Source organism: Gracilimonas tropica DSM 19535 (genome assembly GCF_000375425.1).
In the GTDB taxonomy this organism is placed as follows: Bacteria; Bacteroidota; Rhodothermia; order Balneolales; family Balneolaceae; genus Gracilimonas; species Gracilimonas tropica.
The window spans coordinates 24,802-49,676 of record NZ_AQXG01000016.1; the positions used below are offsets into that span (position 1 = coordinate 24,802).

Genomic DNA, 24,875 nt, shown 5'->3' on the forward strand with positions numbered 1-24,875 from the left:
GAGGCTCCGCCTCCAATCATCCCGAAAATAACGTAACAGGAAGTACCCAATTTCCCTCACCTGCATAATTCCGTGCAGACGAATACTTCCAATGTTCAGCACACTCCACAAAGCCCGCTTTCACTGGATTATAATGCACGTACTGAATCTTCTGATTCATCATTTTCGCATTCGAAATTAGTTTCGGGTGTACCCCTGCTTGCCAAACCTGATACTCGCTATCTTTATGATTCGAATGTTTATAAGCTTTTAATTGAGACAGAAAATAATTTCGTTGATGTAGCTTCAGGTAATCAATAATACACCTTGCTGTAAATGACTTGAACTTTCCCATTTTATGAGGCAACCCTTTCCCTTCTACAATCATGTGAAGGTGATTATGCATGATCACATATGCGTAAACTTTTACAGTTTCTTTGTTTTGAAGATACTTAACAGATTCAATTATAATCTCGCTAATATCTTGATAAGCAAATAACGATATCCCTTTTACAATACTACTGGTTATTAAATAAGGATAATACTCTTCTTTGAATTTGTACCTTGTTTTGCCCATGACTTTTTTTAGTTAGTTAGAGTGATCTCAAAACCATTCCTTACAATCTTTTTTGAGGCGGAGCCTCTTGCGCGCATTGAGCAGCTGAGCTGCTCAACGAGAAATGGATAAATGGGGGAATTACATCTGTTACTGAAAAACTCCGTACTTTTGGTTATGCTATTAACAGATTTCAACAAAACCCGGTCCTCACTTTGATCATCAGCAGCAACAGCACCAACCAAGTAGCCCCTATCAAACGTATTGCTGCTATCGACATTGGCACCAACTCTTTTCACGCCATTATCGTCGATATCTATTCCGACGGCAGCTTCCGCACGCTCGATAAACTGAAGGAGATGGTAGAACTTGCCAAAGGCGGAATGGGCAAACGTCTTACGGATGGCGCTTTCAAACGCGGACTTTCAGCTCTTAAAAACATCAAACGACTGGCAGATAGTTATGAGTGTGAAGAAATTCTCGCCTACGCTACCAGTGCTATTCGTGAGGCAGAGAACGGCGGGGAATTCATTCAACGAAGCATTGATGAAGTTGGCATCAAGATGTTAGCGATTCCCGGGAAAGTGGAAGCGGAGTTGATCGGATTAGCGGTTCGGCATGGCGTCAAGCTTACCGAAAAACCCGTATTGGTAGCAGATATTGGTGGTGGAAGTGTAGAATTCATATTGGGAAACGATCAGAAGTTTTTTTTCCTGGCCAGTAAGAAAATTGGAGTTTCGCGCATGACGGAGGTGTTCAAACCCTCCGATCCCATCACCAAAAAAGATATTGAAACACTGGAAAAGCATTATGAAGAACAGCTTCGGGATGTGGCCCAGGCTTTTGCACAACATCGCACCGATACCATCATCGGTTCGTCCGGAACCATGGAAAATATCGCGCAGATGATCGCTGCCCGAAAGAATAAGCCTACGGATGTAACACTGAATGAGCTTGAATTTTCGGCGGATGAATTCCGGGATTTTTATGATAATTTCATAAAGCTGAACCGAAACGAGCGTAAAAAGGTATCGGGACTCGAAACCAAACGGGTGGGTTTCATTAACACCGGAGTGGTCTTAGTGGACTACCTGATCCGAAAATTTGGTATTAAAAAGATCCGGATTTCATCTCAGGCTCTACGGGAAGGAATTGTGATCCGGCATCTAAAAAAAGAGATGATCGGCTTGCCGTGGACCGGTGCTTTTGCCGACCCCCGCCTGCGAAGTGTGTTTGAGCTGCTTCGCAAAACGGACTGGCACGAAAATCATTCCCGGCACGTAGCCAATATGGCACTCACCATTTTTGATGCGCTGGAAGATGAACTCGAACTCTCTTTCAACGACCGGGAGTTATTGGAATATGCCGCTTATTTACATGATATCGGGTATTACATTTCCCATTCCAAGCATCATAAACATGCGCTCTACATCATCCGTCATTCCGACCTAAAAGGATTCAAAGAAGATGAAATTGAGATCATTGCCAATGTTGCTCGTTATCATCGGCGATCAACCCCGAAAAAGCGACACGGGGAATATTGGAAACTAAGTCCGGCAACCCGAAAGCGCATTAAGAAGTTATCCGGCATTTTGCGTGTGGCTGATGGTTTGGATCGCAGTCACTATCAAAATGTGAAGGAGCTTGAGGTATATCCTGAACAAGAATCCATCAGGATCAACATTTGGACGGAAGGAGAACCTTATCTGGAAATTTGGGGTGCAGAGCGGAAATCGGAGTTACTGAAGGAAGTTACCGGCAAGAAACTGAAGATCGAGCGGATACTGGATGCGGCTTATACTTCTTGATAAAGATTGAGATTTAGGTTAACTGAATATTCTTTGGATACATTTACCCTCCCAAGAAGGGAAATTACTTTGGTCAGTTTGAAGCTGGATTTGAAGAAACATCCACTGGGAAGAAGTCTGCATTAACCAATAACTAACCACCACGTCTTCCTCTCCCGGGAGAGGAAACAAAGGAGAGGGTAGAATGTTGCCTCTACTCAACAATTTGACCTTCTCCCGGATTTTATCATCTTAGAAAGAAAACAACGGGTACAAATGAGCAAGAGATTACCAATCCTACCGTATCGGCAAGATCTAATTCAGAAAGCCCGCTGGCTACGAAAGCATTCCACTCCTAGAGAGATCGAAATCTGGAAAGCGCTGAAAGGCCGGCAAGTTTTAGGTTATAAATTCAGGAGACAACAACCTATTCACCGTTTCATTGTTGATTTCTACTGCAGAGAACTCAAACTGGCAATCGAAATTGACGGACGATCTCATGATTTTAAGATTAAGGCTGATCTGGAGCGTCAGCATATGATTGAACAGTTTGGCGTCAGTTTTTTGCGATTCAGTGAGGGCGATGCCCGGAATTATACAGATTCGGTGGTGGGCGAGATTGAGCGGTGGATTCAAGTACATTTCGAAAGTAAGTAGTGAAGGCTTTAGCGACATTCACCCACCCCTAAATCCCCGCCCGAGCGGGGAGGCTCTTTGGTTATATTCGATGCTGAAATTGGTTGAAATTGATAGCTTTTCATAGGCTAAATTATTTGAATTGGATTTAGATTTAACCAACACGTCTTCCTCTCCCGGGAGAGGAAACAAAGGAGAGGGTGGGATGTAGCCACCACTCATAAACAAAAAACGCTCCGACGGAGAGCATCGGAGCGAGTAAAGCGGTACTCCCCTCAAGGGGAGATTATTCGAGATAGAGATTCTTTATACATCTGAAGACTTATTCGTTTCAATCTGAGTTCTAATTAATGAAACTCACACTCTTTTTTAGATGAAAAATTTCATACGCAGGACAGTTTGCCCGACATAAATGCAGCAATAAAGATCCTATCGGGGCGGACAAGCTGTCCGCCCTATGCAAACTTAATCACCAAAGCTACCGGCGGGGCCGGGAAATACAACGGGACTCTCAAGGCCATCTTTGGATACGCTGGCTACACCGAAGTAGTAGTTATCGATCACTACGTTTTCGAGAGTGTGTTCAGTAGCATCAGCTGGGACGAACACGCTTTTTTGCCATTGGTTGGCATCGGTGAGTCGCCAGTAGATTTTGTAGCCGGCCAGTTGTGGGTTTTCATCCGGGTTGAGGGCTTTCCAACTTAGCGTAGTACTTGGGCGAACCGCTCCTTGTATCTGCACTTCAGCGGGTGGACTTGGAGCCCAGCTCATAGCGGCCATTGTCACTGCATTTAATCCGGTCAGTTTGGCTGCAAAATCAAATTCTACTTCGCTGAGCACATCTCCATACTCAACGCCATCTTCCGTTCTGAGATCCTGATGCTGGCGCACGTAATCTTCATTCGTTTCCATGATACGCACTGCCGGATATCCCACTGCATTAAACGGACGATGGTGTCCGCCGCGGCCAAAACGGTCGAGCCGGTAGATCATCATCACATCTAAATTTCGGATATAGAGATCTGCCATTTTATCTATATAGCGAGCCAGATTTCTGGACGGAGAATCAACTTCACCCCCGGTAAATCGGCGAATGCGTGCTTCCCGCTCAGTTTCAACGGCACGGGTTCCTTCTGAAAATACACGGGCCGTGGTATTATCGATCACTCCATTGATACCCTGAATATTTCCGATCATGTCGTTATTCAACACTCCTTTGATATCCCAACCCTGTTCTTTGGCGTAATCAGCAAGAATTTGACCACCAAACAACCCCTGTTCCTCACCGGAAAGCTGGGCATACATGATAGAACCTTCAAATTCATACTGACTTAAGACCCGTGCTGCTTCCAACACGCCGGCCACACCAGAGGCATTATCGTTGGCACCGGGCGAGCGGGATTCAGCATCCATCACATCGCTCACTCGGGAATCAATATCGCCGCTCATTACCACAAAGCGGTTCGGATCAGCCGTTCCACGCTGAATGGCAACTACATTTACGATCTCCACCGGTTCAGGTATTCGATTTTCTCCTTCGATGGTATCCCGTACGTAAAATACTTCAAGACAGCCGCCACAATCAGCTGAGATACGTTCAAATTCGGCTTTCAGCCAGCGCCGGGCAGCTCCAATGCCTTCAGAGTCTGAGGTGGTATCAGATAACGTATGACGGGTTCCGAAGCTCACTAATTTTGTGATGTCTGCTTCAATACGGTCAGCGGACGGAGCGGCTCCAATATCACGAAGGAATTCGGTTTGTGGTGTTTGAGACAGGGCAATTCCTGTAAACATCATCATAAATAACAAAGAGCAAATAGTAGCTTTGAATGCTTTCATAAATTCAATTTTTATTAAGATTATCGTGAGATCGTTTTAGTTCATCAGGGGTTTTGTCTTCTTGGTTCAGATATTCTTTCAGGCTTTCCTGAAAGGCGACCTGTGCTTTTAAGCCGGCCCGATGCCCGAAAAAAGCACCAAGTGCACAAGCAATTACTATCGTGAACATAAATATCAGCTTTGACTCTCCCAATCCGGCATTATAGATCTGAACCCAAACCAATGGCGGTGCAGCTACCAAAAGTCCAAATATATAAGGAACGGGATTAGGGCCTTGCAAACGTCGCATAAAACGGCGCCCGGTCACAAAAATGATGTTCATATAAACCAATCCAAATCCAAGCAAAAATAGCATTCCCACAAAACCGGGATCGCTGACCTTGACCATGAATTCAGATGAGAAAAGAGTGAATGCAGCCGAGATCATAAAAACACCCGATGCATAAAAAATAAAACGAGGAAGGTTATCCAAAATAATGATGAAATTTGGTTAGTAGCTTAGGTGGGCAGAAATTCCTAAAAACAATTCCCAAATTCCAATACCGATAAATCTTTTAACGGTTTAAATGTTGGTGAAGAAATAGAAGGCCATCATTCCGGCAGCGATTACTTTGAGTCCGGTTGCAGCCATAAATCCGGCAAAAGCTCCCAATGCTGATTTTAAGGCACGATCTGATTTTTTACCGGCCAAAATTTCACCCAAAAAAGCTCCGGCCAAAGGGCCAATAATAAATCCCATGGGTGGAAAAAATATTCCTGCCACCAGTCCCACAACGCTCCCGGTTACAGCATAGGGAGAGCCACCTGATTTTTTTGTTGCCCATGCCGGGATCACATTATCCAACACGAAACCTAATACTACGGTAAGTAGCGCCCATATCAACATAAAGGTGAGCGTAAAAGGAGCAGATACCAATTGGAGTAAGAGAAGGCCTGCATAGCTAAAAGGCAGTCCCGGAATAACCGGTAAAAAAGAGCCGATCAGGCCGGTAATGATCAGTAAAGCACCAAAAATGAGAATAATTGTTTCCATGCTCGGTACACGCAGGTTGATTCACTTAGTTTCAATACCGGATTAAATTTGCCGGTCTACGATCTCGTTGTTCTCGTTGATAAAGCCTTCGATCCGCGCAAGCTGAATAAGCGTAGTTGACAGCAACTGATCGAGGTTGATCGCAGATGATTTCAGCCATTTATGTGTGTCACGATCATCCGGGTATTTCTCAATACAATGTTCGGTGTAACGGGTGAAGTCTCTAACTACCTCAAGAATGTCCAACAACTTATTTGGACACTGACATTCGATCATATCTGCGTGTTTACGTAGTTCATTTGCAGCTTCTTCGGATACCTGAACGCCATCTTCTACAGTAATTTGCATCATTGTATATTTAGTTTGGTATTAAGTATTAGTTGGCAGAAACCAATAGGTTTGAACCGGTTCTTTTTTACCCCGTATCGATTTCAGAGGCAATTTTTGAAATAAATAATTGTCATTGATCTGCTGAAAGGTACTTTCTGAAAAGAGGATATCCACCATAAAATATTTGGTCATTTCCTCTATACGGGCAGCAGTATTTACCATGTCGCCAAGCACGGTGGTTTGCTTCAGCTGATTGGTTTCAAGTTTACAATAAGCAGCCACTCCTGAATTGATTCCAATTCCCACCGAAACCACAGATTCAACCTTGAAGTAGCGATTCGCATTGATCTCATTGAGTTTTTTTCGGATCAATATGCATGCATCTGCCGCTAACGCAGCATGATGGTCTGCCGTTTCCGAAAATCCAAAATGAGCTAAAAAACCATCCCCGGTAAAACGATCTACGGTACCCCCGCTTTCTTCTACCACTTCACCCAATACGGCAAGAACCGTATTAGCAAATTCAACAGCCTCAAAAGGATCCTTCTCGTCAAATAAAGAAGTGAAATTACGGATATCGCAAAACAGTACGGTGCCTTCTTTCTTTTCCGGATTATTTGCGTTCATATCAGTTTAAATCTAACCCCGTAATTAATTTTTCATCTCCCAAAAGCTCCACTGCCCTGTTGATCTCATCCCTGAAAAAGTGATCTTCTTCGGCATGGGCTATATGCTCTCGTATGTAGGCATGTGCTTCATCTACACCGCGTCCCGGTTTCAGGGGTTTTCTAAAATCCAAAGCTTGCGCTGCGGTAAACATCTCAATAGCTAAAACCTGCTCTACATTCTTCATCACGTTCAGCAATTTCAGTGCTCCGATACTTCCCATGCTTACATGATCTTCCTGACCAAGGCTGGTAGGGATAGAATCGACCGAAGCAGGATGACAAAGTACCTTATTTTCCGATACCAAAGCCGCAGCGGTGTACTGAGGGATCATGAACCCGGAATTGATACCGGTCTCTTCCATAAGTAGAGTTGGTAAACCGTCATGCCCTTCCAACAATAGATAAGTTCTCCGTTCTGAGATACTAGCCAACTCAGCCAGGGCAATGGCTGCATAATCAAGAACCAATGCCAACGGTTGGCCGTGAAAGTTTCCGCCTGAAATTATATCCCCATTTGGAAAAACCAATGGATTATCGGTCACAGAATTGATCTCGGTTTCAACGGTTTGGATACTGTGCGCGATTGCATCGCGGCTCGCTCCATGAACCTGTGGAATACATCGTAATGAATATGGATCCTGAACTTTTCCGCAATTTCGGTGTGATTCCAGGATCTCGCTTTCAGCCAGCAGATTACGAACATTCCGGGCTACCGTTTGTTGGCCGGTATGCGGGCGAATCTTATGTATTCTCTCATCAAAAGGCTTGATGCTTCCCTGTAATGCCTCCAGGCTCATAGCCCCCAAAAGGTCTGCCACCTTAAGCAGGTCGAGACTTCTTTCAAGTACATAAGCACCGTACGAACTCATCAATTGAGTCCCATTGATGAGCGACAAACCATCTTTAGGCTGGAGATCGATCGGTTCCAGATGGTGTTTCTTCAGCACGACATCTGCAGGAATAGTTTCTGAACCGGCTTCATCCCAGAATGAACCAAAGCCCAACAGCGGCAGCGACATATGCGATAAAGGGGCCAGATCACCCGAAGCTCCTACACTTCCCTTTTCGGGTATGACCGGGATAAGGTCATGTTCTTCAAAATAGAGAAGCCGGGCAAAAGTTTCGTTGGAAATGCCGGAATACCCCAAACCCAGGGCATGGATCTTGAGCTGAAGCATGAGCCTTGATATATCTTTGGAGATCAAATCTCCGGTTCCCACTGCATGCGATAAGATCAGATTTCGCTGCAATTGTTTTAGCTGATCGGCCCCAACCCGTTTGTTAGCAAGAATTCCAAACCCGGTATTGATACCGTAAAACGCCTCATTTTTAGTTAAGGCACCCTCCACCACTTCCCGTGATTGTTGGACACGCGCAGGATTTTTTCTCAATTCAGATATCGATTGCTCAATATTTGAATACAGATTTTCTATTGTAATATGAACCATTCCATCCAATTTATTTATGTTTGGAAGGTCGGTAAGTCAGCCTTGGAATTCAATCCCTTCTTGCAACCGTTGCTCTGTTTGGCTATCATCGGACACTTTATGTTTTCGAAAACACCTTAACCAACCTTAAACATCATTATGGCAAACGGGAATACAGCTACCGCCAATGACTTTTTCGGTCATCCACGCGGTCTTTCTACTCTATTTTTTACCGAACTTTGGGAGCGTTTCAGTTACTATGGAATGCGCGCGCTTCTGGTCCTTTTTATGACGGCTGAGGCTGTCGGAGACAATCCGGGAATGGGATTTGGCGTGGCCGAAGCTACCGCTATCTATGGTATTTACACGTTTTTTGTGTATGTATTATCTCTCCCGGGCGGATGGGTAGCTGACAATATTTGGGGGCAGAAAAAAGCAGTATTTGTTGGAGGTTGCATCATCGCCGCAGGACATTTTAGTATGGCCGTGCCTACAACCACTTTCTTTTTCATTGGATTAGCCCTTATTGTGTTAGGAACAGGGCTCTTGAAGCCAAATGTAAGCTCCATGGTAGGTGATATCTACCCAGAAGGAGGAGCCCGCCGGGATGCCGGATTTTCTATCTTCTACATGGGTATAAACCTTGGGGCTATTTTAGGGCCTCTATTATGTGGCTTGTTAGGTGAAGGATACAACTGGCATTATGGTTTCTCTTTGGCCGGATTTGGTATGGTCTTAGGACTAATTTCATACAAAGTAGGTGATAAATACCTTGAGGGTGCAGGTGAGCTTGATGAGAGTTTCACAGAAGAAGAAGTAAGTAAGAAAAGTAAGATCTTCTACACGGTTTCGTCCATTCTGATTGCTCTGGTTGTTATTTTTGGATTTTTACAAAGCTCCGGTGCTATAAATGTGGCTCTTGATGCCCTCGCTCAAAATCTTGGTATCGTAGCAGTGATCATCACGTTCCTTTTCTTTGCATATATCATTTTCTTTGGAGGACATACCACCGAAGAGAAAAAGAAGCTGGGGGTAATATTCTGGTTATTTATTTTGGCAGCCTTGTTTTGGAGTGGCTTTGAACAAGCCGGTTCGTCTCTGAACTTATTTGCCTCTGACCTAACCAATCGCGCGGCCGGGCCCAATGCATTTTTAGGAGGATATGGAGCACTTCTGATCACATTTATTATTGCATTGCCAGTGGGCTATTATGTAATGAAAGCCGTTCGGCGCGAAGATCTTTGGTCGATGGCAAAGTTTGCACTGATCGCCTCTGCCATTGGGCTTTTAGCATTTTTATACTGGGTTTTTAGTCAAATTGGAAAAGGATGGGAAATTCCTGCCAGTACCCTGCAGCTCATCAACCCAACCTTTATTGTGATCTTTGCCCCAATTTTTGGATTTATGTGGACCTGGCTGGCTTCCAGAAATGCGAATCCTTCTATTCCGGTTAAATTTGGGTTAGGCCTTCTGGGACTTGCAGCCGGTTTCTTTGTTCTTGCATGGGGATCTGCAAATGCTTCCTCTACAAATTTGGTTTCCCCGGCATGGCTGATCGTAACTTATTTCTTACATACGGCCGGTGAACTTTGCTTATCACCGGTAGGTCTTTCTTCCATGACCAAACTGGCTCCCAAGAATCGTGTAAGTCAAATGATGGGAATTTGGTTCGTAGCTGCTGCGCTGGGTAACCTAATGGCCGGCCTGGTAGCCGGACAATTAGAAAGCCTGGCTCCTGCCGGACTTTTCCAAATGGTAGCGATTATTGTTGGAGGCGGTGGCGTTATAGCTTTACTTGCTGCTCCAGGAGTTAAAAAGTTAATGGGTGATGTAGAGTAACTTTAACACTCATTTAGCCAATTATTTAAAGCCGGGTCTTTTTGATCCGGCTTTTTTTATGGATCTCATGATCGGTCATCAGCCCAGCTAATAGCTGCTCTCACCGCTCGCTGCCAACCATTCGTTAACTCTTCAACTTTATCTTCATTCATTTCAGATTCAAAGTTTTTATCTACTTTCCACAAATTGCGGATCTCCTCGATATCATCCCAAAAACCAACCGCAAGTCCGGACAGATATGCGGCTCCCAAAGCCGTCGTTTCCGTGATCTTGGGACGAATAACCGGAACTCTGAGCAAATCACTTTGAAACTGCATCAAGGTGTTGTTTACAGTTGCACCGCCATCCACCCGTAGTTCTTTGATCTCAATGCCTGAATCGGCTTTCATGGCGTTTAATAAATCCAATACCTGGTAAGCAATGGCATCCTGGGCTGCCCGGGCTAAATGTGCTCGGTTGGTTCCACGGGTCATTCCCACCATCATTCCCCGGGCATGTTGATTCCAGTGCGGAGCCCCCAAACCTGCAAAAGCGGGCACCAGATACACTCCGTCCGAACTCTCCACTTTGTTCGCAAAGTATTCCACATCTTTTGCATCCTGAATGATACCTAACTCATCCCGAAGCCATTGAACCACCGCACCTCCAATAAATACAGATCCCTCTAATGCATAAGTCACATTTCCGTTGATTTGCCAGGCTATCGTGGTCAATAAATTTTGTTCTGACTTAACAGGCTCATCCCCCACATTCAGCAACATGAAACAGCCGGTTCCATAAGTGTTTTTAACCATCCCCGGCTCCGTACACATTTGTCCAAATAAGGCAGCCTGCTGATCTCCTGCGATCCCGGCTATCGGTACTTTGATCGCAAATAATGAAGTGCGGGTTTCCCCATATACCTCACTCGACTGTTTTACTTCCGGCAGCATGTTTTTGGGGATGTCTATCAGTCCCAGCAGTTCATCATCCCACTCCATCGTATTGATGTTGAAAAGCATGGTTCGCGAAGCATTGGTTACATCGGTGATATGCAGTTCTCCTTGCGTTAAATTCCACACCAGCCAGCTGTCGATGGTACCAAAGGCGAGTTCTCCCTTTTGGGCTTTTTCCTTTGCCCCTTCCACATGATCGAGGATCCATTTTAATTTGGTTCCGGAGAAGTAGGAATCGATCACCAAGCCGGTTTTTTCCTGAATCATCTCGGCATAACCTTCTTCCCGAAGCTGATCGCAATATTCTGAGGTTCTGCGATCTTGCCACACAATGGCGTTGTAGATGGGCTTTCCCGTTTTCCGATCCCAAACTACCGTCGTTTCTCTTTGGTTGGTGATTCCAATTCCCGCAATTGCTTTCCCACTCACACCCGCAGAAGCAACAGCTTCTGCAGCAACACCTGCCTGGGTGGACCATATCTCTTGTGCATCGTGTTCTACCCACCCCGGCTCAGGATAGATCTGCCTGAATTCTTTCTGAGCCACCGAAATAATGGCACCTTTCTTATTGAAAAGCATTGCTCTTGAACTGGTCGTTCCCTGATCTAATGCTAAAATGAACTGTTCCATAAAGGTATCTTTCTTAACTTTCTACTCATCATACAAAAAAAGGACGAAGTGTATTCGCCCTTTTATGAATTCAACATATTGTAATGATGGTTCTGAACTAAAATCCTTTGGCAAAGCCGATTCCGATAAAAAAGGTTTCACCTTCAGTTTCATAACCAAGGTTGGCATCTAATTGGGCTTCCGTTTCCAGGCGGTATGTGAAGCCGGCTTCCAGCCAATTCTGATTGATCCCATCCCCATAATACCTTCCGGCATAGCCGCCATAAACTCCCATGTTATCATCAAGAGAAAAGCCGGGAGTCAGAGTAAACAACCAGCTGTCACGTAAATCTCCTACCCCAAAAGAATATCCTAAATTAGATGAAATGGAAACGTCTTCGTTTAAGGAATGATCCGCTAAAACAGTTAAGCTCGGCACCACTTCATCAGAAGTAAAAGCATCATCTCCTACCGGTAAACTGATATTCACCATACCTGACACGTTGGGTTGTCCTTCTTTGGATAGAAAATTGTATTTAGCCCCTATCGACATATCCTGCAACCCGGAATTAGTGACCCTTGAACCAATCAGTTCTACTTTCCTTGAAGAAAAAGAACCTAAGCCTGCCCGAAGTTCCAGGTTTTCCATAACACCAATTCGCAGCAAAACCTGCCCGATATTGAATTGATTGACAAAGTCGTTGGTTCGAAAATCCAGTCCGGCTTCCACTCCAAATATTCCTTCTGGTGTGATGAATGAGCCATTCCCGATACCCGGCCGATCCGGACTGTAAGTTTGCGCATGTACAAAATTGAGGCTACAAAACAATAGAACGATAACAGATAATAACTTTTTCATAGGCTTGAATTTATTGAGGTTGGTTTCATCTTAAACTACATAATCCGTGTCAAAATCCGTAGGGGCAATTCATGAATTCCCCCTACGGATTTCGTCCCAATCTGCCTATCTTTTAAACATGACAGACATCACTCAAAAACCACCTATTGCGGCCATTGCAACGCCTGTGGGCGAAGGCGGAATAGCCGTTATCCGCGTTTCCGGGAGAGATGCCATTGCCAAAGTAAATCAGGCGTTCAAAGGCAAAGATCTCACGCAGCAAAAATCCCATACGGTTCACTTCGGAAAGATCATGAACAAAGCCGGCTTTCCTGTAGATGAAGTATTGGTTACGCTTTTTCATTCTCCAACATCTTATACCGGCGAAGAGACCGTGGAGATCTCTTGTCATGGCGGCGTGTTGGTTACACAATCGGTGTTAGAAACCATTTTGGCTCTGGGAGTGAAATCGGCCGAGCCGGGAGAATTTACACAGCGTGCTTTTCTGAATGGGAAACTGGATCTGGATCAAGCCGAAGCCGTCGCAGATCTGATTCACGCCAAAAGTTCGAAGGCGGTGGATGCAGCACATCAGCAGTTAGAAGGCCGATTGGGGGGACACATCAAAAAATTCCGTCAACAAATTATTGATGCTACGGCGATGGTAGAACTGGAGCTGGATTTCATTGAGGAGGATGTGGAATTCGCCAACAAGGAACAGCTTCAGAAACTTCTTGAAGATCTCGATTCGGAGATCACGGAACTTTTGGAAACCTATGAAACCGGCCGTTTGGTGAAAGACGGAGTAAAAACGGTGTTGATTGGCCGGCCGAATGCAGGGAAATCTACGCTGCTGAATACGCTGGTGGGAAGTGATCGCGCTATTGTGACCGAGATCGCCGGAACCACTCGTGATACCATTGATGCCGACTGGAGTTACGACGGCTTACTCTTCAAACTCATCGACACTGCCGGCTTACGGGAAACAGAAGACATTGTTGAAGCCGAGGGCGTGAAACGATCCCAAAAAGCATTTGAGCAGGCAGACCTGGTGATCTACCTGAAGGATCTCTCCCAAAACTTCACCGATGAGGAACGTAAAGAAATTGCCGATTTCCAGTCACGCGCCAAAGACACGCCTTTCATCCTGATCGGCACCAAAGCGGATATTGAAATGGACGGAAAATGGCGAACCGAATTTGATCTGAAGATATCGGCACTGGAAGGCGAGCGTATCAAGGAATTGAAGCAATTACTGAAAGACCGGGCATTGGAAAACAAACATTACGATGCCTCCAGCCTTTTGGTCACTTCTACCCGCCACCGTGATGCCCTTCAAAAAACCAAAGAACACGTTCAATCTGCCCTTCGCGCTTTATCCCAAAACATGACCGGGGATTTCCTTTCTATTGATCTGCGCGCGGCTTTGAAGGAATTGGGAACCATTACCGGAGAGATCACGAATGAAGATGTTTTAGATTCTATTTTTTCGCGGTTTTGTATTGGAAAGTGAAGGTTCAACAACCAAGCTAAGTTTTCTGACTGCCCTCCCTGCAAAATTAACGAGTTAATTTTCCTGTCCCTCCCGGAGGGACATAGGGTTCTTGCCCTAAGTAACTCTATTTAGTAAAGAGAATTAATTTACCATAGCAAGAACCTATCTCTCTTTGGAGAGAGACCGATTTCAGCTCGCTGGAAATCAGAGAGAGGGCAGTGTCACCAATAGCAATTCTGATTTTCTAACCACAATTAATTATACTGAATGAAAAGAGGGGGATTATGGGGAATGACCAATCACACCATCATTACAATAAAAATTTAAAACCCGTTGGACGAACTTTACGAAAGAATATGACCAAAGCAGAAGTTTGCCTTTGGAAATATGTATTAAAAGAAAACCAAAGAGGGTATACTTTTAACCGGCAACGACCTGTACTTAATTACGTTGCTGATTTTATGTGTAAAGAGCTCAAGCTGATCATTGAGGTGGATGGTAGCACACATGACCATCCAAAAGCATTTAAAAAGGACTTGGAGAGGCAACGACAATTAGAAAAAGCTGGGTTCACCGTTTTGCGTTTTACCAACAAAGATGTGCTGAAAAACATGGACTCGGTAATTCAGAAGATCGATAAAGCAGTTAAAGCATTGGAGTAGTAAACCCTGTCTTTTGACTACCCTCCCTGCAAGCAACAGCAAGCTGTTTTTGCAGTCCCTCCCGGAGGGACATAGGGTTCTTATCACTAGAAACATAATTCGAGGAGGGTAACAGACTATTTCATAGCAAGAACCTATCTCTCTTTGGAGAGAGACCGGATTTAGCTTTGCTATAATCCAGAGAGAGGGCTGTGTTTGAGCAAGCAAAAAAATCACCCGCAAAAGAAAGTCCCAAACAACTTACGCTGCTTAGGACTTCTCAACCTTAATCTAAAGTCTGAATGTTATACCAATTCAGGAACTTCCGGTTTTACAAACAATTCTTCTTTGGGTCGGCGGACTTTCTTCATCGGGGCCAGCCAGTCGTTGTCTTCATCGCGGTAGCCAAGTGCTAAAATAGCGATGCTTTTCAGGCCTTGTTCGGGAAGTCCGAACAGCTCATCCAGTTCCTCATTTTTGAACCCTTCCATAGGTGTTGCATCCACTTTTTCAATGGCCGCTGCAGAAAGACCAAAACCAAGGGCGATATATGCTTGCCGGGCCGACCAATTGAATTGATCTTCTTTTGAACGGGAAGCTACCCCTTCCGCCATATTACGAACAGGCTGCAATTCCTCCTCGCCAAGATCTCTGATCTCTCCGGTCAACTTCACATAATCATTAATACGCTCGGACGTAATTTCATCCCAGGCAGTAAAGATCAGAATATCGGAACCGTCCACGATCTGTGATTGTCCATAGGCAATGGGTTGAATTTGCTCTTTCAGCTCAGGATCAGTGACGTGAATCACACTAAATGGCTGCAAACCGATCGAAGTCGGAGCCATTTGAATCGCGTTAAAAATATTATCCAATTTCTCTTTTGGAACGGCGTCTCCGTTCATTTTTTTGGTGGCATATCGCCAGTTAATAGCATCGTAAAAATTCATACAAATCTGATTTATGGAATGAGTTAATAAATAGTTTGACATTAAATCATCTCAACAAACATGCCACATGCCCAAATCCTTCCAAATTGACCCCAATCTTGTGTATATCAAGCCCATAAACATTCTCGATCGCCTTATTGCAGATATGGACGCACATTTATATACTATTGCGTTAGTAAATAAATTCCTGAAGCATGAAAAGTTTGATTCCTCTTTTACTTCTAATTATTCCTCAATCGCTCCAGGCTCAAGTCGTTTTAGATTCCCATCAACAAGAATGGGTTGAGGCCTTGAAGTCAGGGGATTCCACCGCCTCTTTTTATTGGGATGACAGGAGCCTGATATTTTCAAAGATCACCACACTTGATGCAGAAAGTGTTACACAGTTATTCTCATCAGAAGGAAGTTTGGGGATCAAGCATTACCAGCATTGGAAAACTTATGAGCATGACCCCTCTCGCTACGTCACTTTAGGTCTTTTGAGCACTACTGCTGATTCAATCCTATTACTAACAGGCTGGCGGGATGTTGAGGGGAGCTGGAAAAAGGAAATAGATGTTATACTTACCCCAGAGTCTACCGATTACCCGGTGAGTGAATCACTTGACAGAACACTCGATCAAAGACGTAAAACATGGGTCAGGTTGGCTAATGAGCATGATCCTAAAACTCATATTGAAGCTTTGTACAGTGCGGGGGCTACGTATTTTGGGAATGGCTATAAATCTGAAGGAAGAGAAGAAATCGCTGAGAGGTATTTTTATATGGAGAACCCTAATTACCAAGTCGATCTCAAAAAGGAACAGCTTTGGCAAATCTCTGAAAGCCGTGTTCTGGAATTAGGGCGTTATTTCACCGGAGCTGAAAGAGTTGGCAATGGAGGTCTTTATGTCATTCTTTGGGAATACAAAGATGATGAATGGATGATAGAGTTGGATTTCAATTTTTGATATAGAAAAGCCCGCTCATCCATCGACAAGCGGGCTCGAAACTTAGTTAAATAAGATTTACCTCTTATTCTTCATCTCCGGTTTCGGAAGTGCCTTCCTGGTACTCCGTGATAATATCACCTTTTTCAGTAACGGCAACCACTTCGTAACCTAACGCTTCAAGGTTTTCGCGATGAGCTTCAGCATCACCTACTACCAGAATATAGAACTCATCCGGGTTCAGGTGCTCTTTAGCCAGGTCATCGATCTCTGCTTTTGTGATCGTCTTGATGATATCAGATTGTTTATCAACAAAGGTTTTATCAAGATCATAGCGCACGATCTCACGCAAGAAACCGGCCTTTTGATAAGGAGCCTCATATTCACGAGCATCTCTTTGACCGATCGAATTACGCATAAATGCCAGTTCTTCCTCTGTAATACCGCCTTCACGATATTCAGTGATCTCCTTCATGAACTCGTATACGGCACTGTCGGTAGCAATTGCTTTAATTCCCGCAGATGCCGTGAATGGCCCCGGTTCATCCGAAGCACTGAAATAGGTACGGGCGCCATAGGTCCATCCTTTGTCTTCACGAAGATTCAGGTTAATACGGCTGTTAAAGGCTCCGCCTAAAACGTAATTCATTAAACCGGTTTTAAAGTATTCTCCCGTTGCATCATAGGTCAGGTCGGTCATGTTACCTATTCTGATCTGTGATTGAGGAGCACCGGGTTTATCAACCAAATAGATCTTGGTTTTTTCAGCTTGCTTGGTTTCCGGCAGATCCGGTACTTCCGCACCTTTTGGTTCCCAGTCTTTCAAGAAACCAAGTTTGGATGTAATCTCATCCTGCTCTACATCTCCCACGATCACCAATTCACTTATTGACGGATCGTAATATTTGTTGTAGAAATCCCTTATATCATCTAAAGTTATTCGCTCGATGGTTTCTTCCAGACCGCTTGAAGAAACGGAATAGATATGTTCATCACCATACAGCAGTCGGTCGTACACCATGCTAGCGATCGATGCCGGATTTTGATAACTGGATTTCAGTCCTTCAAGCTGCTGCATCTTAACACGCTGAAAATCCTCTTCTACAAATGCAGGCCGCATCATGATCTCTTCAGCAAGTTCCAGCGTCTTGTCCAAATGTTTTTTCAGCGTACTGATGTAAACCGTTGTTGTAGAATTACCGGAAGATACCCGCACGGTACTGGCCGTTTTCCGGAGTTCTTCCTGGATCTCCTCAGCGGTATAGTTCTCGGTCGACTCGTTCATCATGGAAGCCGTCATGGAAGCCAGCCCTGCTTTATCAGGTGCATATGCATCCATCCTGTGACCGCCTTTAATGGTGAGCTGAAGGGTAACGATCGGGATTTCTGTATAATTGGTTCCGATCACTTTAATTCCATTGTCAAACTCTGATCTCCAATAATCCGGGACTTGAACCAGTGGAGCCGCTTTGGGATCCGGCTTTTCGCTTCGGTCAAAATCATCTCCCGTGGGGCGCTCGTATGCTAAGCCGGTATAATCTGCCTGAGGGTATGGATTATCCCCATCCGTTGGCGGAGTGAAATTATCCGGTTTGGCCGGTGCAGTATCTTCATTTGGAAGTACACTTTGGATCACCGCAGGTTTGTTGTATATATATTTTTTAAAGACCCGCATAATGTCTTCTGCAGTCACATCCAGATAACGCTGCAAATCCTGATTGATATAATTTGAACTTGGAGCAAACGTCTCATAGCTGGCAAGCTGAGACACCTTTCCGCTTACATTGGCCAATCTATTTACAAAGCTGGATTCATAAGACGCTTTGATCTTTTGGAGATCTTCTTCAGAAACGCCGTCCTCAGCAAATTGCTCCAGGATACCTCTCATTTCGGTTTCAAAATCAGAAAGGGTTTGTCCCGGGTAGGGAAGTACAAACATGCCAAACTCGCCGGCTAATTCACTGGCACTGTTGCTGGCAAATGCCTGGATTGCTTTTCTGGGTTCCACAAACTTCTTGAAGAAATAAGAACTGCGCCCGGTTCCCAGGATCTGCGCAAGGAAATCAAGAGGAGCCTCATCTTCATGAAAGCGCGGCACGGTTGGGTAGGTTAAGATCAGCGCCGGAAAGCGGATGTTGTTATCTACGTAGGAAACATACCGGTCTTCGTCTAAGGAAACCGGTTCAAGGTTCATGTCCTTTACTCCCGGACCGGATTCGATCACGCCAAAGTATTTTTCTACCAGGGCTACCACCTCTTCAGGATTAACATCACCACCCACTGTTAAAACAGCATTATTTGGCCCATACCAGCGCAGGAAGAAGTTTTTCAGATCCTGAAGGTCGGCTCGGTCAAGATCCTCAAGCTTACCGATCGTCAGCCAGGAATAAGGGTGTCCGTATGGATACAAGGTTGCGGCATTCAGCTCGCTATACAAACCATAAGCACGGTTATCATAATTCTGCTGTTTCTCGTTCTTCACAGTAGATCGCTGAACCTCAAATTTCTTCTGAGTTACAGCAGGCAACAAAAAGCCCATACGGTCGGCTTCCAGCCAAAGAGCCACTTCAAGCTGGTTACTTGGCAGTGTTTCAAAATAATTGGTGCGATCGCGGTTTGTAGTCCCGTTCAAGGTACCCCCCGATTCGGATACGATCTTAAAGTGTTCTTCATCAGCTACGTTTTCCGAACCCTGGAACATCATATGTTCAAAAAAGTGAGCAAAGCCTGATTTTCCTAGTTCTTCGCGTGCCGAACCTACATGATAAGTCACATCTACATGAACCAAAGGATCGGAATGATCTTCATGAATGATGAGGGTAAGCCCATTTTCGAGCTCATATTTTTCATATGGGATGACCAGTTCGTCATCCGACTGTTCTACCTTCTCTATCAGCTTTGTTTGCCCATAACCCAGGTTCACAAACAACAGAGAAACAATTAGTGCTGTGAATAAATGTTTCATAATGAATTAGCTTTTTGGTTTTGTAATACAAATGTTAAATAATCGAATAATTCTGGAAGCAGAAGTTTTCTTGACCTTCCTTAGCGTTCCCGAAAATTAATACTAACATTATAATAAATAATACGACAAATGTTGGTTCTTAATTTATTTAACACCTAAGTGACCACATTGGTCTTGTAATTATCTTTAAACGATGAACCTATTCGCATAATTTGTTTGTTCAATGTTAAAAAATTAAATATTCGAAAAAGTGAGTACTACAGAAGATTTTATAACAGAACTTGCCAAAGCCCACAGAGATGTATCCACATGTCCTCCTCCCGAAATGGTGATTACCTTTTTTGATCACCTCCTGAGTGTTTTATTTCCTGAATTTGCCCATAAGCGCCAAGTTGATGAGTCAGGAATTAAGCGTATCCTTGATAAATGCCGATCAGAGTTACGGGATATTTTGGATCAAAATGAAGATTGTGTACAAAGTGGAAGAGCAGGACTCGAAGATGCTTTTTTTGAAAAACTTCCTTTAGTGAGAAAAGCTCTACTTGAAGATGTGGACGCTATTTTTGCCGGCGACCCGGCGGCCGGAAGTAAAGGTGAGATCATCCGGACTTATCCCGGCTTTTATGCCATGGCCGCTCACCGAATTGCGCACGAGCTGTTGAAATTAGGGGTAAACCTGATCCCGCGCATCATCTCCGAGCATGCCCACCGACAAACAGGAATTGATATCCATCCGGGAGCCGAAATTGGCGACCATTTTTGTATCGACCATGGAACAGGAATCGTGATTGGCGAAACCACTAAGATCGGCTCGCATGTAAAAATTTACCAAGGCGTGACGCTTGGAGGGTTGAGCGTGAAAAAAGAAGATGCCAAAAAAAAGCGACATCCCACCATTGAGGATAATGTGGTCATTTACTCAGGGGCTACCATTTTAGGAGGAAATACAGTGATCGGTACAGGCAGTATAATTGGTGGAAATGTTTGGCTGACCAAAAGCGTACCTCCCAACTCTAAGATCTACTATCAAGCCAAAATGTCGAACACCGAAGGCGAAACAGACACCATTACCTACAAATAGAACCTGAATTTAATGGCTACGAAGTTTTAAAAACTACCCGTTTTACGTAATACAAGTTTTGAGGCAAAAGAAGATAAGCTATGAAAATAGAAGAACTCATCGGTAACACACCACTCATTGAACTACAAAACATTCCCACTAATAAAAATGTAACCATATACTGTAAGATGGAAGGGCAAAATCCCGGTGGTAGTGTAAAGGACCGCGCTGCCTTAGGGATGATCAATGGAGCGTTGGAACGTGGAGATATCAAACCCGGAGATACCCTGGTGGAAGCCACCAGTGGAAATACCGGAATTGCCCTGGCTATGATCGCTTCTCTGAAAGGCCTCAATATCAAATTGCTTATGCCGGAAAGTGCTACTGAGGAACGAATCAAATCCATGAAAGCCTACGGGGCAGAAGTGATCCTGACTCCCGCAGAAAAAACCATTGAATATTCCCGCGATCTTGCCCAACAAATGGCAGACGAAAACGGTTACTTCCAACTCAACCAATTTGCAAATCCCGATAACTACAAAATGCATGAGCGCACCACCGGACCGGAAATATGGCGAGATACCGAAGGCAAGATCACTCATTTCGTATCCGCTATGGGAACCACCGGCACCATCATGGGCGTTTCACGCTATTTAAAAAGCCAAAACCCACGGGTACAAATTATCGGCACACAACCCACTGAAGGATCTTCCATCCCTGGAATTCGTCGATGGTCACCGGAATTTCTTCCAAAAATATTTGAAGCAAACCGGGTAGACAGAACCATAGATGTGAGCGAAGCTGAAGCCACCGAAATGTCTCGGCGCATGGCCAAAGAAGAAGGCATTTTTGCCGGCATGAGCAGTGGTGGTGCACTTACGGCCGCACTCAAATTAGCTCAAGGCTTGGACGAAGGGATCATTGTATGTATTACCTGCGACCGCGGAGACCGGTATCTGAGTTCTCCACTTTTTATGGATTGAAATAAGGAGATAAAAAAAAGCCTCATCAAAAATAATTGATAAGGCTTAGATTCTTTCGGTTTTGCAGTATTTAGTTTTCGCTGCTTCCGCTTTCTGAATTTGCTTCAGTTCCACCTTGCTCTTGCTGTCCCTGATTTTGAGGAATAGCAGGTGCAGTTTGTGAAGGTGCTTCAATAGGAGCATTTACTCCGGGGCCCCCTTCCTGCAAAATACTTCGGTTAACTTCTCCACGGTCGATTGCAAAATTAGCTAATATGCAAAGCACCAGGAACGCTCCGGCCAGAACCGAAGTCGATTTAGAAAGCAAGTCAGCCGTTCTGCGGGCACCCAGTCCGCCACCTCCACCGATGGCTCCGGCTCCACCCATTCCGGAAATTCCTTGCCCCTGTCCCGGTTGCAATAACACAACCACGATCAACAGGAAGCAGATAACAGCAATAACTCCTACAATAATATTATATAACAGCATGTAATTCGTTTCTTATCTTTTAGAAGGGTGAAAAGATACCCAATTTTGCCTACTATCCCAAGCATGGAGACCTCAAAAAATTCAAAATACTTGAATGGAACAATTCATTGAAACAATAAGAGAATTTTTAGCTAATTCTCCCTCCTTAACTATACAGATCGCCGAAACCATTGGTATCATTGTCATACTGTGGCTGATCCGTTTCTTTTCTGTGCGAATTCTTCAGAAAAATGTTGAGAACAGGAAAACGCTTTACAAATGGAAGAAGAATATTACCTATATCATCTTTTTGATCGGGCTTCTTATTTTAGCGCAGGTTTGGTTCTCTGCCATAGGACAGCTAGCCACATTCCTCGGTTTACTTTCCGCCGGTATCGCCATTGCCTTAAAAGATCCGGTAACAGATATGGCCGGTTGGTTGTTTCTTATTTGGCGAAAGCCCTTCGATGTAGGTGATCGCATTCAGGTAGGCGGCTCCAAAGGAGATGTTATAGATATTCGCGTTTTCAAATTTACGGTACTTGAAATTGGGAATTGGGTGGATGCCGACCAAAGCACCGGGAGAGTCATCCACATTCCAAATCATAAGATATTCTCGGAAGATATAGCCAATTACACCAGCGATTTTGAATGGGTTTGGAATGAAATGGGAGTTTTATTGACCTTTGAAAGTGACTGGAAAAAAGCCAAACTGATACTTCAGGAAATTGCGGATCAGGTCTGCGAGGAATTTGTAGAACAAGCCCGCCAAGAAGTCAAAAGAGCTGAAAAGTCGTACCTCATTCAGTATCGTTATTTAACGCCCATTGTATACACGAATGTAAAGGACAGTGGAATCAATCTCACCATTCGTTATTTATCGGATCCAAGGAGAAGGCGCAGTATTTCTCAGATGCTGTGGGAAACTATTCTGGAACGTTTTGCAGACCATGACAACATTGACTTTGCATACCCCACTATCAGATATTACAATAATCCAACCGAAGGCAAACCTGGAACTATTCCCTCCGCGGATTAAAGATGTAGAATTTAAGATTAAGGATTATCTGCTAACTTTTTTTCAATCCTTAATTTTGAATTTTTAATTCATTCATCCTCATCAGCACCATCATAATTCCTGAGTTTAGGTATGGGCTGAATCAGTTCTTTGGAATTATTGGAAGGATCATTCACCAATTCAGGAACACGGAATACCGACATATCGGGCAGTAAATAATTACCGGAAAAACCTTTTTTTACCATATCAGCTGCATCCCCTGACAACCAGCTTTCAAAATCTTTCTCTTCAATAATAACCGGCATTCGGTTATCCAGTGGTTCCACTAAAGGGTTTGCAGGCATTGTTACAACCGCAAAGGTATGAACAATACGACCGTCCTGATCCTTAAAAGAATTATATAAACCTGCAACCGCCGTTACATCCCGAGTCAATATTCTCAAATAAAATGGAAGAGGATCACTTACCGTTTCTTTCCATTTATAAAATCCGGAAATGGGGATCAAACAGGGCAATGATCTCAATTGCTTAAGATATTTTTCACTTTCAGCTATTTCCTCTTGTTTAATTTCAGAAGCTCCTTCCCCCTCACCCTCAAATTTTAAACCCCATACCGACTGTATAATTTCTCTCTTTTCTTCTGTTTTTATGATGATCGGCATAGTGGCACCGGGAATGACATTATAATTTGGCTCATACATGATCTGAGAATTTGAGATCACCCCAAAGGTCTCTTCTATAACAAATTTATCAGCTTCTAATACATAACGTTTCATGATGTCTCCATTATTTGCTCTGATTTATTTGTGTTAACGAGAAAAGCCAATTCTATTGCCCAATAAATCTACACGTTCTTTAAAATTTCTCAGCCTCATTTGATAAAGTATAAAATCCTTTCCTCTGATCCGGACCTTATTTATAACTGCTCAAACTTTACTACCTTTAGGCCAAAATAATCCAATTCCGGCATGACCAATCCTTTTTTTAATTCTGATGAAGCCCGCATGAGAGCTTTCTTCCGGATTATTTCCTACATATTCCTTTTTGCCTTGTTGACCGGCGTTCCTACTCTTATCCCATTCACCGCTTTGGAATACATTGCTCGCGGAGTATTGATTTTCGGACTTTTTTATACATTTTTTCGTTTTGTGGATCGTCGCCCGTGGGATTATGCCGGACTCCAAATCAGATCCACATGGATCAAGGAGTGCTTTTCTGGAATTTTGATTGCAGCAACCGTAATGGGACTCATCTTCCTGGCCCAATGGCAAACCGGAACGCTGGAAATCACCGGCTTTGCCTGGGAGCGTTCTTTTGAGCGGCACTGGCTGATTCCTTTTAGCATATTCCTCATTCAGATGATATCGGTGGGATTTTACGAAGAACTCATGGCGCGCGGCTACCTCATCCCCAACATCGCGGAAGGATTTTCATTTGGCAACATCAGCCCACAAAAAGCGACTTTAATAGCCATTTTCATTAGTTCTTCCATATTTGGGATTTTACATGCAGGAAATCCCAATGCGTCAACTACTGCCGTAGTCAACATTATTTTGGCCGGGGTGATGTTAGCCGTTCCGTACGTCCTCACCGGTCGGCTGGCTCTTCCCATAGGATTACATTTCTCCTGGAATTTTTTCCAGGGCGGCATTTTTGGGTTTCGGGTAAGTGGGCTTGAAATCCGAAGTTCGATTATTCAGATCCAGCAAAGCGGTCCCGATTGGTGGACCGGTGGTGCTTTTGGTCCCGAAGCCGGCGTCATTGGCATCATCGGCATTCTGCTCATTCTGGGAATTTCGCTCCTCTATCTAAAATGGAAAGGAGTAAAACTCGAACTGGCTGAGCCGTTTAGAAAATCATTTCGGGAATTAGAAAGTACCCCCGTTCAGAAAAGCTAAATTTTCGGATTT

23 protein-coding genes are annotated in these 24,875 nt (G+C 44.1%); 10 read left to right on the forward strand and 13 right to left on the reverse strand.

All coding sequences use genetic code 11. The features are described 5' to 3' along the window. Positions 1-16: 16 nt before the first annotated feature. The gene (locus tag B151_RS0115925; RefSeq protein ID WP_020404646.1) at positions 17-556 is read right to left on the reverse strand and encodes an REP-associated tyrosine transposase; all 540 of its coding nucleotides are present in this window, start codon (positions 554-556) and stop codon (positions 17-19) included. Positions 557-750: 194 nt separating this feature from the next. Between B151_RS0115925 and B151_RS0115930 the strand changes: the two genes are divergently transcribed. Together B151_RS0115930 and B151_RS0115935 are read left to right on the forward strand one after the other, a co-directional pair. Beyond that, on the forward strand, positions 751-2,343 hold the full coding sequence (locus tag B151_RS0115930) for a Ppx/GppA phosphatase family protein (protein ID WP_020404647.1): 1,593 nt from the start codon (positions 751-753) through the stop codon (positions 2,341-2,343). A 255-nt stretch (positions 2,344-2,598) separates the two neighbouring features. Continuing rightward, a complete protein-coding gene (locus tag B151_RS0115935) occupies positions 2,599-2,979 on the forward strand; it encodes an endonuclease domain-containing protein (protein ID WP_020404648.1) in 381 nt (126 codons plus the stop codon). A 444-nt stretch (positions 2,980-3,423) separates the two neighbouring features. Here B151_RS0115935 and B151_RS0115940 read toward each other — a convergent pair whose 3' ends face one another. The 6 genes from B151_RS0115940 to hutH form a co-directional block, all read right to left on the reverse strand. Beyond that, complete coding sequence (locus B151_RS0115940) at positions 3,424-4,758, reverse strand: M28 family metallopeptidase (RefSeq protein ID WP_425402419.1); 1,335 nt, start codon at positions 4,756-4,758, stop codon at positions 3,424-3,426. A 43-nt stretch (positions 4,759-4,801) separates the two neighbouring features. After that, the gene (locus tag B151_RS0115945; RefSeq protein ID WP_020404650.1) at positions 4,802-5,269 is read right to left on the reverse strand and encodes a hypothetical protein; all 468 of its coding nucleotides are present in this window, start codon (positions 5,267-5,269) and stop codon (positions 4,802-4,804) included. A 90-nt stretch (positions 5,270-5,359) separates the two neighbouring features. Next, a complete protein-coding gene (locus tag B151_RS0115950) occupies positions 5,360-5,830 on the reverse strand; it encodes a DUF456 domain-containing protein (protein WP_020404651.1) in 471 nt (156 codons plus the stop codon). Between the two features lie 42 nt (positions 5,831-5,872). Beyond that, the gene (locus tag B151_RS0115955; protein ID WP_020404652.1) at positions 5,873-6,181 is read right to left on the reverse strand and encodes a hypothetical protein; all 309 of its coding nucleotides are present in this window, start codon (positions 6,179-6,181) and stop codon (positions 5,873-5,875) included. An 18-nt stretch (positions 6,182-6,199) separates the two neighbouring features. Further along, positions 6,200-6,787, reverse strand: coding sequence for an adenylate/guanylate cyclase domain-containing protein (locus B151_RS0115960; RefSeq protein ID WP_020404653.1), 588 nt, complete (start codon positions 6,785-6,787; stop codon positions 6,200-6,202). A gap of 1 nt (position 6,788) precedes the next feature. Beyond that, the gene (gene hutH / locus B151_RS0115965; protein WP_020404654.1) at positions 6,789-8,276 is read right to left on the reverse strand and encodes a histidine ammonia-lyase; all 1,488 of its coding nucleotides are present in this window, start codon (positions 8,274-8,276) and stop codon (positions 6,789-6,791) included. 138 nt (positions 8,277-8,414) lie between these two features. On the opposite strand from hutH, the gene B151_RS0115970 reads away from it, so the two are divergent. Continuing rightward, entirely contained in the window at positions 8,415-10,094 is a 1,680-nt protein-coding gene (locus B151_RS0115970) for a peptide MFS transporter (protein ID WP_020404655.1), read from the forward strand. Positions 10,095-10,159: 65 nt separating this feature from the next. Here the strand turns inward: B151_RS0115970 and glpK are convergent, their stop codons facing one another. Further along, on the reverse strand, positions 10,160-11,659 hold the full coding sequence (gene glpK / locus B151_RS0115975; RefSeq protein WP_020404656.1) for a glycerol kinase GlpK: 1,500 nt from the start codon (positions 11,657-11,659) through the stop codon (positions 10,160-10,162). A gap of 97 nt (positions 11,660-11,756) precedes the next feature. Next, on the reverse strand, positions 11,757-12,497 hold the full coding sequence (locus B151_RS0115980) for a transporter (protein ID WP_020404657.1): 741 nt from the start codon (positions 12,495-12,497) through the stop codon (positions 11,757-11,759). A 118-nt stretch (positions 12,498-12,615) separates the two neighbouring features. Between B151_RS0115980 and mnmE the strand changes: the two genes are divergently transcribed. Further along, positions 12,616-13,989, forward strand: a complete 1,374-nt coding sequence (mnmE, locus tag B151_RS0115985; RefSeq protein WP_020404658.1) for a tRNA uridine-5-carboxymethylaminomethyl(34) synthesis GTPase MnmE — start codon at positions 12,616-12,618, stop codon at positions 13,987-13,989. A 266-nt stretch (positions 13,990-14,255) separates the two neighbouring features. Next, positions 14,256-14,633, forward strand: a complete 378-nt coding sequence (locus B151_RS0115990; RefSeq protein ID WP_040517212.1) for an endonuclease domain-containing protein — start codon at positions 14,256-14,258, stop codon at positions 14,631-14,633. 284 nt (positions 14,634-14,917) lie between these two features. On the opposite strand, the gene B151_RS0115995 is transcribed toward B151_RS0115990, so the two are convergent. Next, positions 14,918-15,562, reverse strand: a complete 645-nt coding sequence (locus B151_RS0115995) for a nitroreductase family protein (RefSeq protein WP_020404660.1) — start codon at positions 15,560-15,562, stop codon at positions 14,918-14,920. A 194-nt stretch (positions 15,563-15,756) separates the two neighbouring features. On the opposite strand from B151_RS0115995, the gene B151_RS0116000 reads away from it, so the two are divergent. Beyond that, on the forward strand, positions 15,757-16,512 hold the full coding sequence (locus B151_RS0116000; protein WP_020404661.1) for a nuclear transport factor 2 family protein: 756 nt from the start codon (positions 15,757-15,759) through the stop codon (positions 16,510-16,512). 64 nt (positions 16,513-16,576) lie between these two features. Here the strand turns inward: B151_RS0116000 and B151_RS0116005 are convergent, their stop codons facing one another. Further along, entirely contained in the window at positions 16,577-19,456 is a 2,880-nt protein-coding gene (locus B151_RS0116005; protein WP_020404662.1) for a M16 family metallopeptidase, read from the reverse strand. 250 nt (positions 19,457-19,706) lie between these two features. Between B151_RS0116005 and epsC the strand changes: the two genes are divergently transcribed. Together epsC and cysM are read left to right on the forward strand one after the other, a co-directional pair. Continuing rightward, a complete protein-coding gene (gene epsC / locus B151_RS0116010; RefSeq protein WP_020404663.1) occupies positions 19,707-20,537 on the forward strand; it encodes a serine O-acetyltransferase EpsC in 831 nt (276 codons plus the stop codon). An 80-nt stretch (positions 20,538-20,617) separates the two neighbouring features. Continuing rightward, the gene (gene cysM, locus B151_RS0116015; protein ID WP_020404664.1) at positions 20,618-21,499 is read left to right on the forward strand and encodes a cysteine synthase CysM; all 882 of its coding nucleotides are present in this window, start codon (positions 20,618-20,620) and stop codon (positions 21,497-21,499) included. 70 nt (positions 21,500-21,569) lie between these two features. Here the strand turns inward: cysM and secG are convergent, their stop codons facing one another. Further along, a complete protein-coding gene (secG, locus tag B151_RS0116020) occupies positions 21,570-21,968 on the reverse strand; it encodes a preprotein translocase subunit SecG (RefSeq protein ID WP_020404665.1) in 399 nt (132 codons plus the stop codon). Positions 21,969-22,062: 94 nt separating this feature from the next. Here secG and B151_RS0116025 point away from each other — a divergent pair, with 94 nt between their 5' ends. After that, on the forward strand, positions 22,063-22,986 hold the full coding sequence (locus tag B151_RS0116025; protein ID WP_020404666.1) for a mechanosensitive ion channel family protein: 924 nt from the start codon (positions 22,063-22,065) through the stop codon (positions 22,984-22,986). Between the two features lie 68 nt (positions 22,987-23,054). On the opposite strand, the gene B151_RS19755 is transcribed toward B151_RS0116025, so the two are convergent. Then, complete coding sequence (locus tag B151_RS19755) at positions 23,055-23,741, reverse strand: SOS response-associated peptidase (protein WP_020404667.1); 687 nt, start codon at positions 23,739-23,741, stop codon at positions 23,055-23,057. A gap of 192 nt (positions 23,742-23,933) precedes the next feature. On the opposite strand from B151_RS19755, the gene B151_RS19030 reads away from it, so the two are divergent. Further along, on the forward strand, positions 23,934-24,863 hold the full coding sequence (locus B151_RS19030) for a CPBP family intramembrane glutamic endopeptidase (RefSeq protein WP_020404668.1): 930 nt from the start codon (positions 23,934-23,936) through the stop codon (positions 24,861-24,863). Positions 24,864-24,875 lie beyond the last annotated feature (12 nt).

Excerpts from the sequence above, each read along its gene's own strand:
- B151_RS0115925 (WP_020404646.1), bottom strand. The coding sequence starts at position 556 with ATGGGCAAAACAAGGTACAAATTCAAAGAAGAGTATTATCCTTATTTA.
- B151_RS0115935 (WP_020404648.1), top strand. The coding sequence starts at position 2,599 with ATGAGCAAGAGATTACCAATCCTACCGTATCGGCAAGATCTAATTCAG.
- B151_RS0115940 (WP_425402419.1), bottom strand. The coding sequence starts at position 4,758 with ATGATGATGTTTACAGGAATTGCCCTGTCTCAAACACCACAAACCGAA.
- B151_RS0115950 (WP_020404651.1), bottom strand. The coding sequence starts at position 5,830 with ATGGAAACAATTATTCTCATTTTTGGTGCTTTACTGATCATTACCGGC.
- B151_RS0115955 (WP_020404652.1), bottom strand. The coding sequence starts at position 6,181 with ATGATGCAAATTACTGTAGAAGATGGCGTTCAGGTATCCGAAGAAGCT.
- B151_RS0115960 (WP_020404653.1), bottom strand. The coding sequence starts at position 6,787 with ATGAACGCAAATAATCCGGAAAAGAAAGAAGGCACCGTACTGTTTTGC.
- hutH (WP_020404654.1), bottom strand. The coding sequence starts at position 8,276 with ATGGTTCATATTACAATAGAAAATCTGTATTCAAATATTGAGCAATCG.
- B151_RS0115970 (WP_020404655.1), top strand. The coding sequence starts at position 8,415 with ATGGCAAACGGGAATACAGCTACCGCCAATGACTTTTTCGGTCATCCA.
- glpK (WP_020404656.1), bottom strand. The coding sequence starts at position 11,659 with ATGGAACAGTTCATTTTAGCATTAGATCAGGGAACGACCAGTTCAAGA.
- B151_RS0115980 (WP_020404657.1), bottom strand. The coding sequence starts at position 12,497 with ATGAAAAAGTTATTATCTGTTATCGTTCTATTGTTTTGTAGCCTCAAT.
- mnmE (WP_020404658.1), top strand. The coding sequence starts at position 12,616 with ATGACAGACATCACTCAAAAACCACCTATTGCGGCCATTGCAACGCCT.
- B151_RS0115990 (WP_040517212.1), top strand. The coding sequence starts at position 14,256 with ATGGGGAATGACCAATCACACCATCATTACAATAAAAATTTAAAACCC.
- B151_RS0115995 (WP_020404660.1), bottom strand. The coding sequence starts at position 15,562 with ATGAATTTTTACGATGCTATTAACTGGCGATATGCCACCAAAAAAATG.
- B151_RS0116000 (WP_020404661.1), top strand. The coding sequence starts at position 15,757 with ATGAAAAGTTTGATTCCTCTTTTACTTCTAATTATTCCTCAATCGCTC.
- B151_RS0116005 (WP_020404662.1), bottom strand. The coding sequence starts at position 19,456 with ATGAAACATTTATTCACAGCACTAATTGTTTCTCTGTTGTTTGTGAAC.
- cysM (WP_020404664.1), top strand. The coding sequence starts at position 20,618 with ATGAAAATAGAAGAACTCATCGGTAACACACCACTCATTGAACTACAA.
- secG (WP_020404665.1), bottom strand. The coding sequence starts at position 21,968 with ATGCTGTTATATAATATTATTGTAGGAGTTATTGCTGTTATCTGCTTC.
- B151_RS0116025 (WP_020404666.1), top strand. The coding sequence starts at position 22,063 with ATGGAACAATTCATTGAAACAATAAGAGAATTTTTAGCTAATTCTCCC.
- B151_RS19755 (WP_020404667.1), bottom strand. The coding sequence starts at position 23,741 with ATGAAACGTTATGTATTAGAAGCTGATAAATTTGTTATAGAAGAGACC.
- B151_RS19030 (WP_020404668.1), top strand. The coding sequence starts at position 23,934 with ATGACCAATCCTTTTTTTAATTCTGATGAAGCCCGCATGAGAGCTTTC.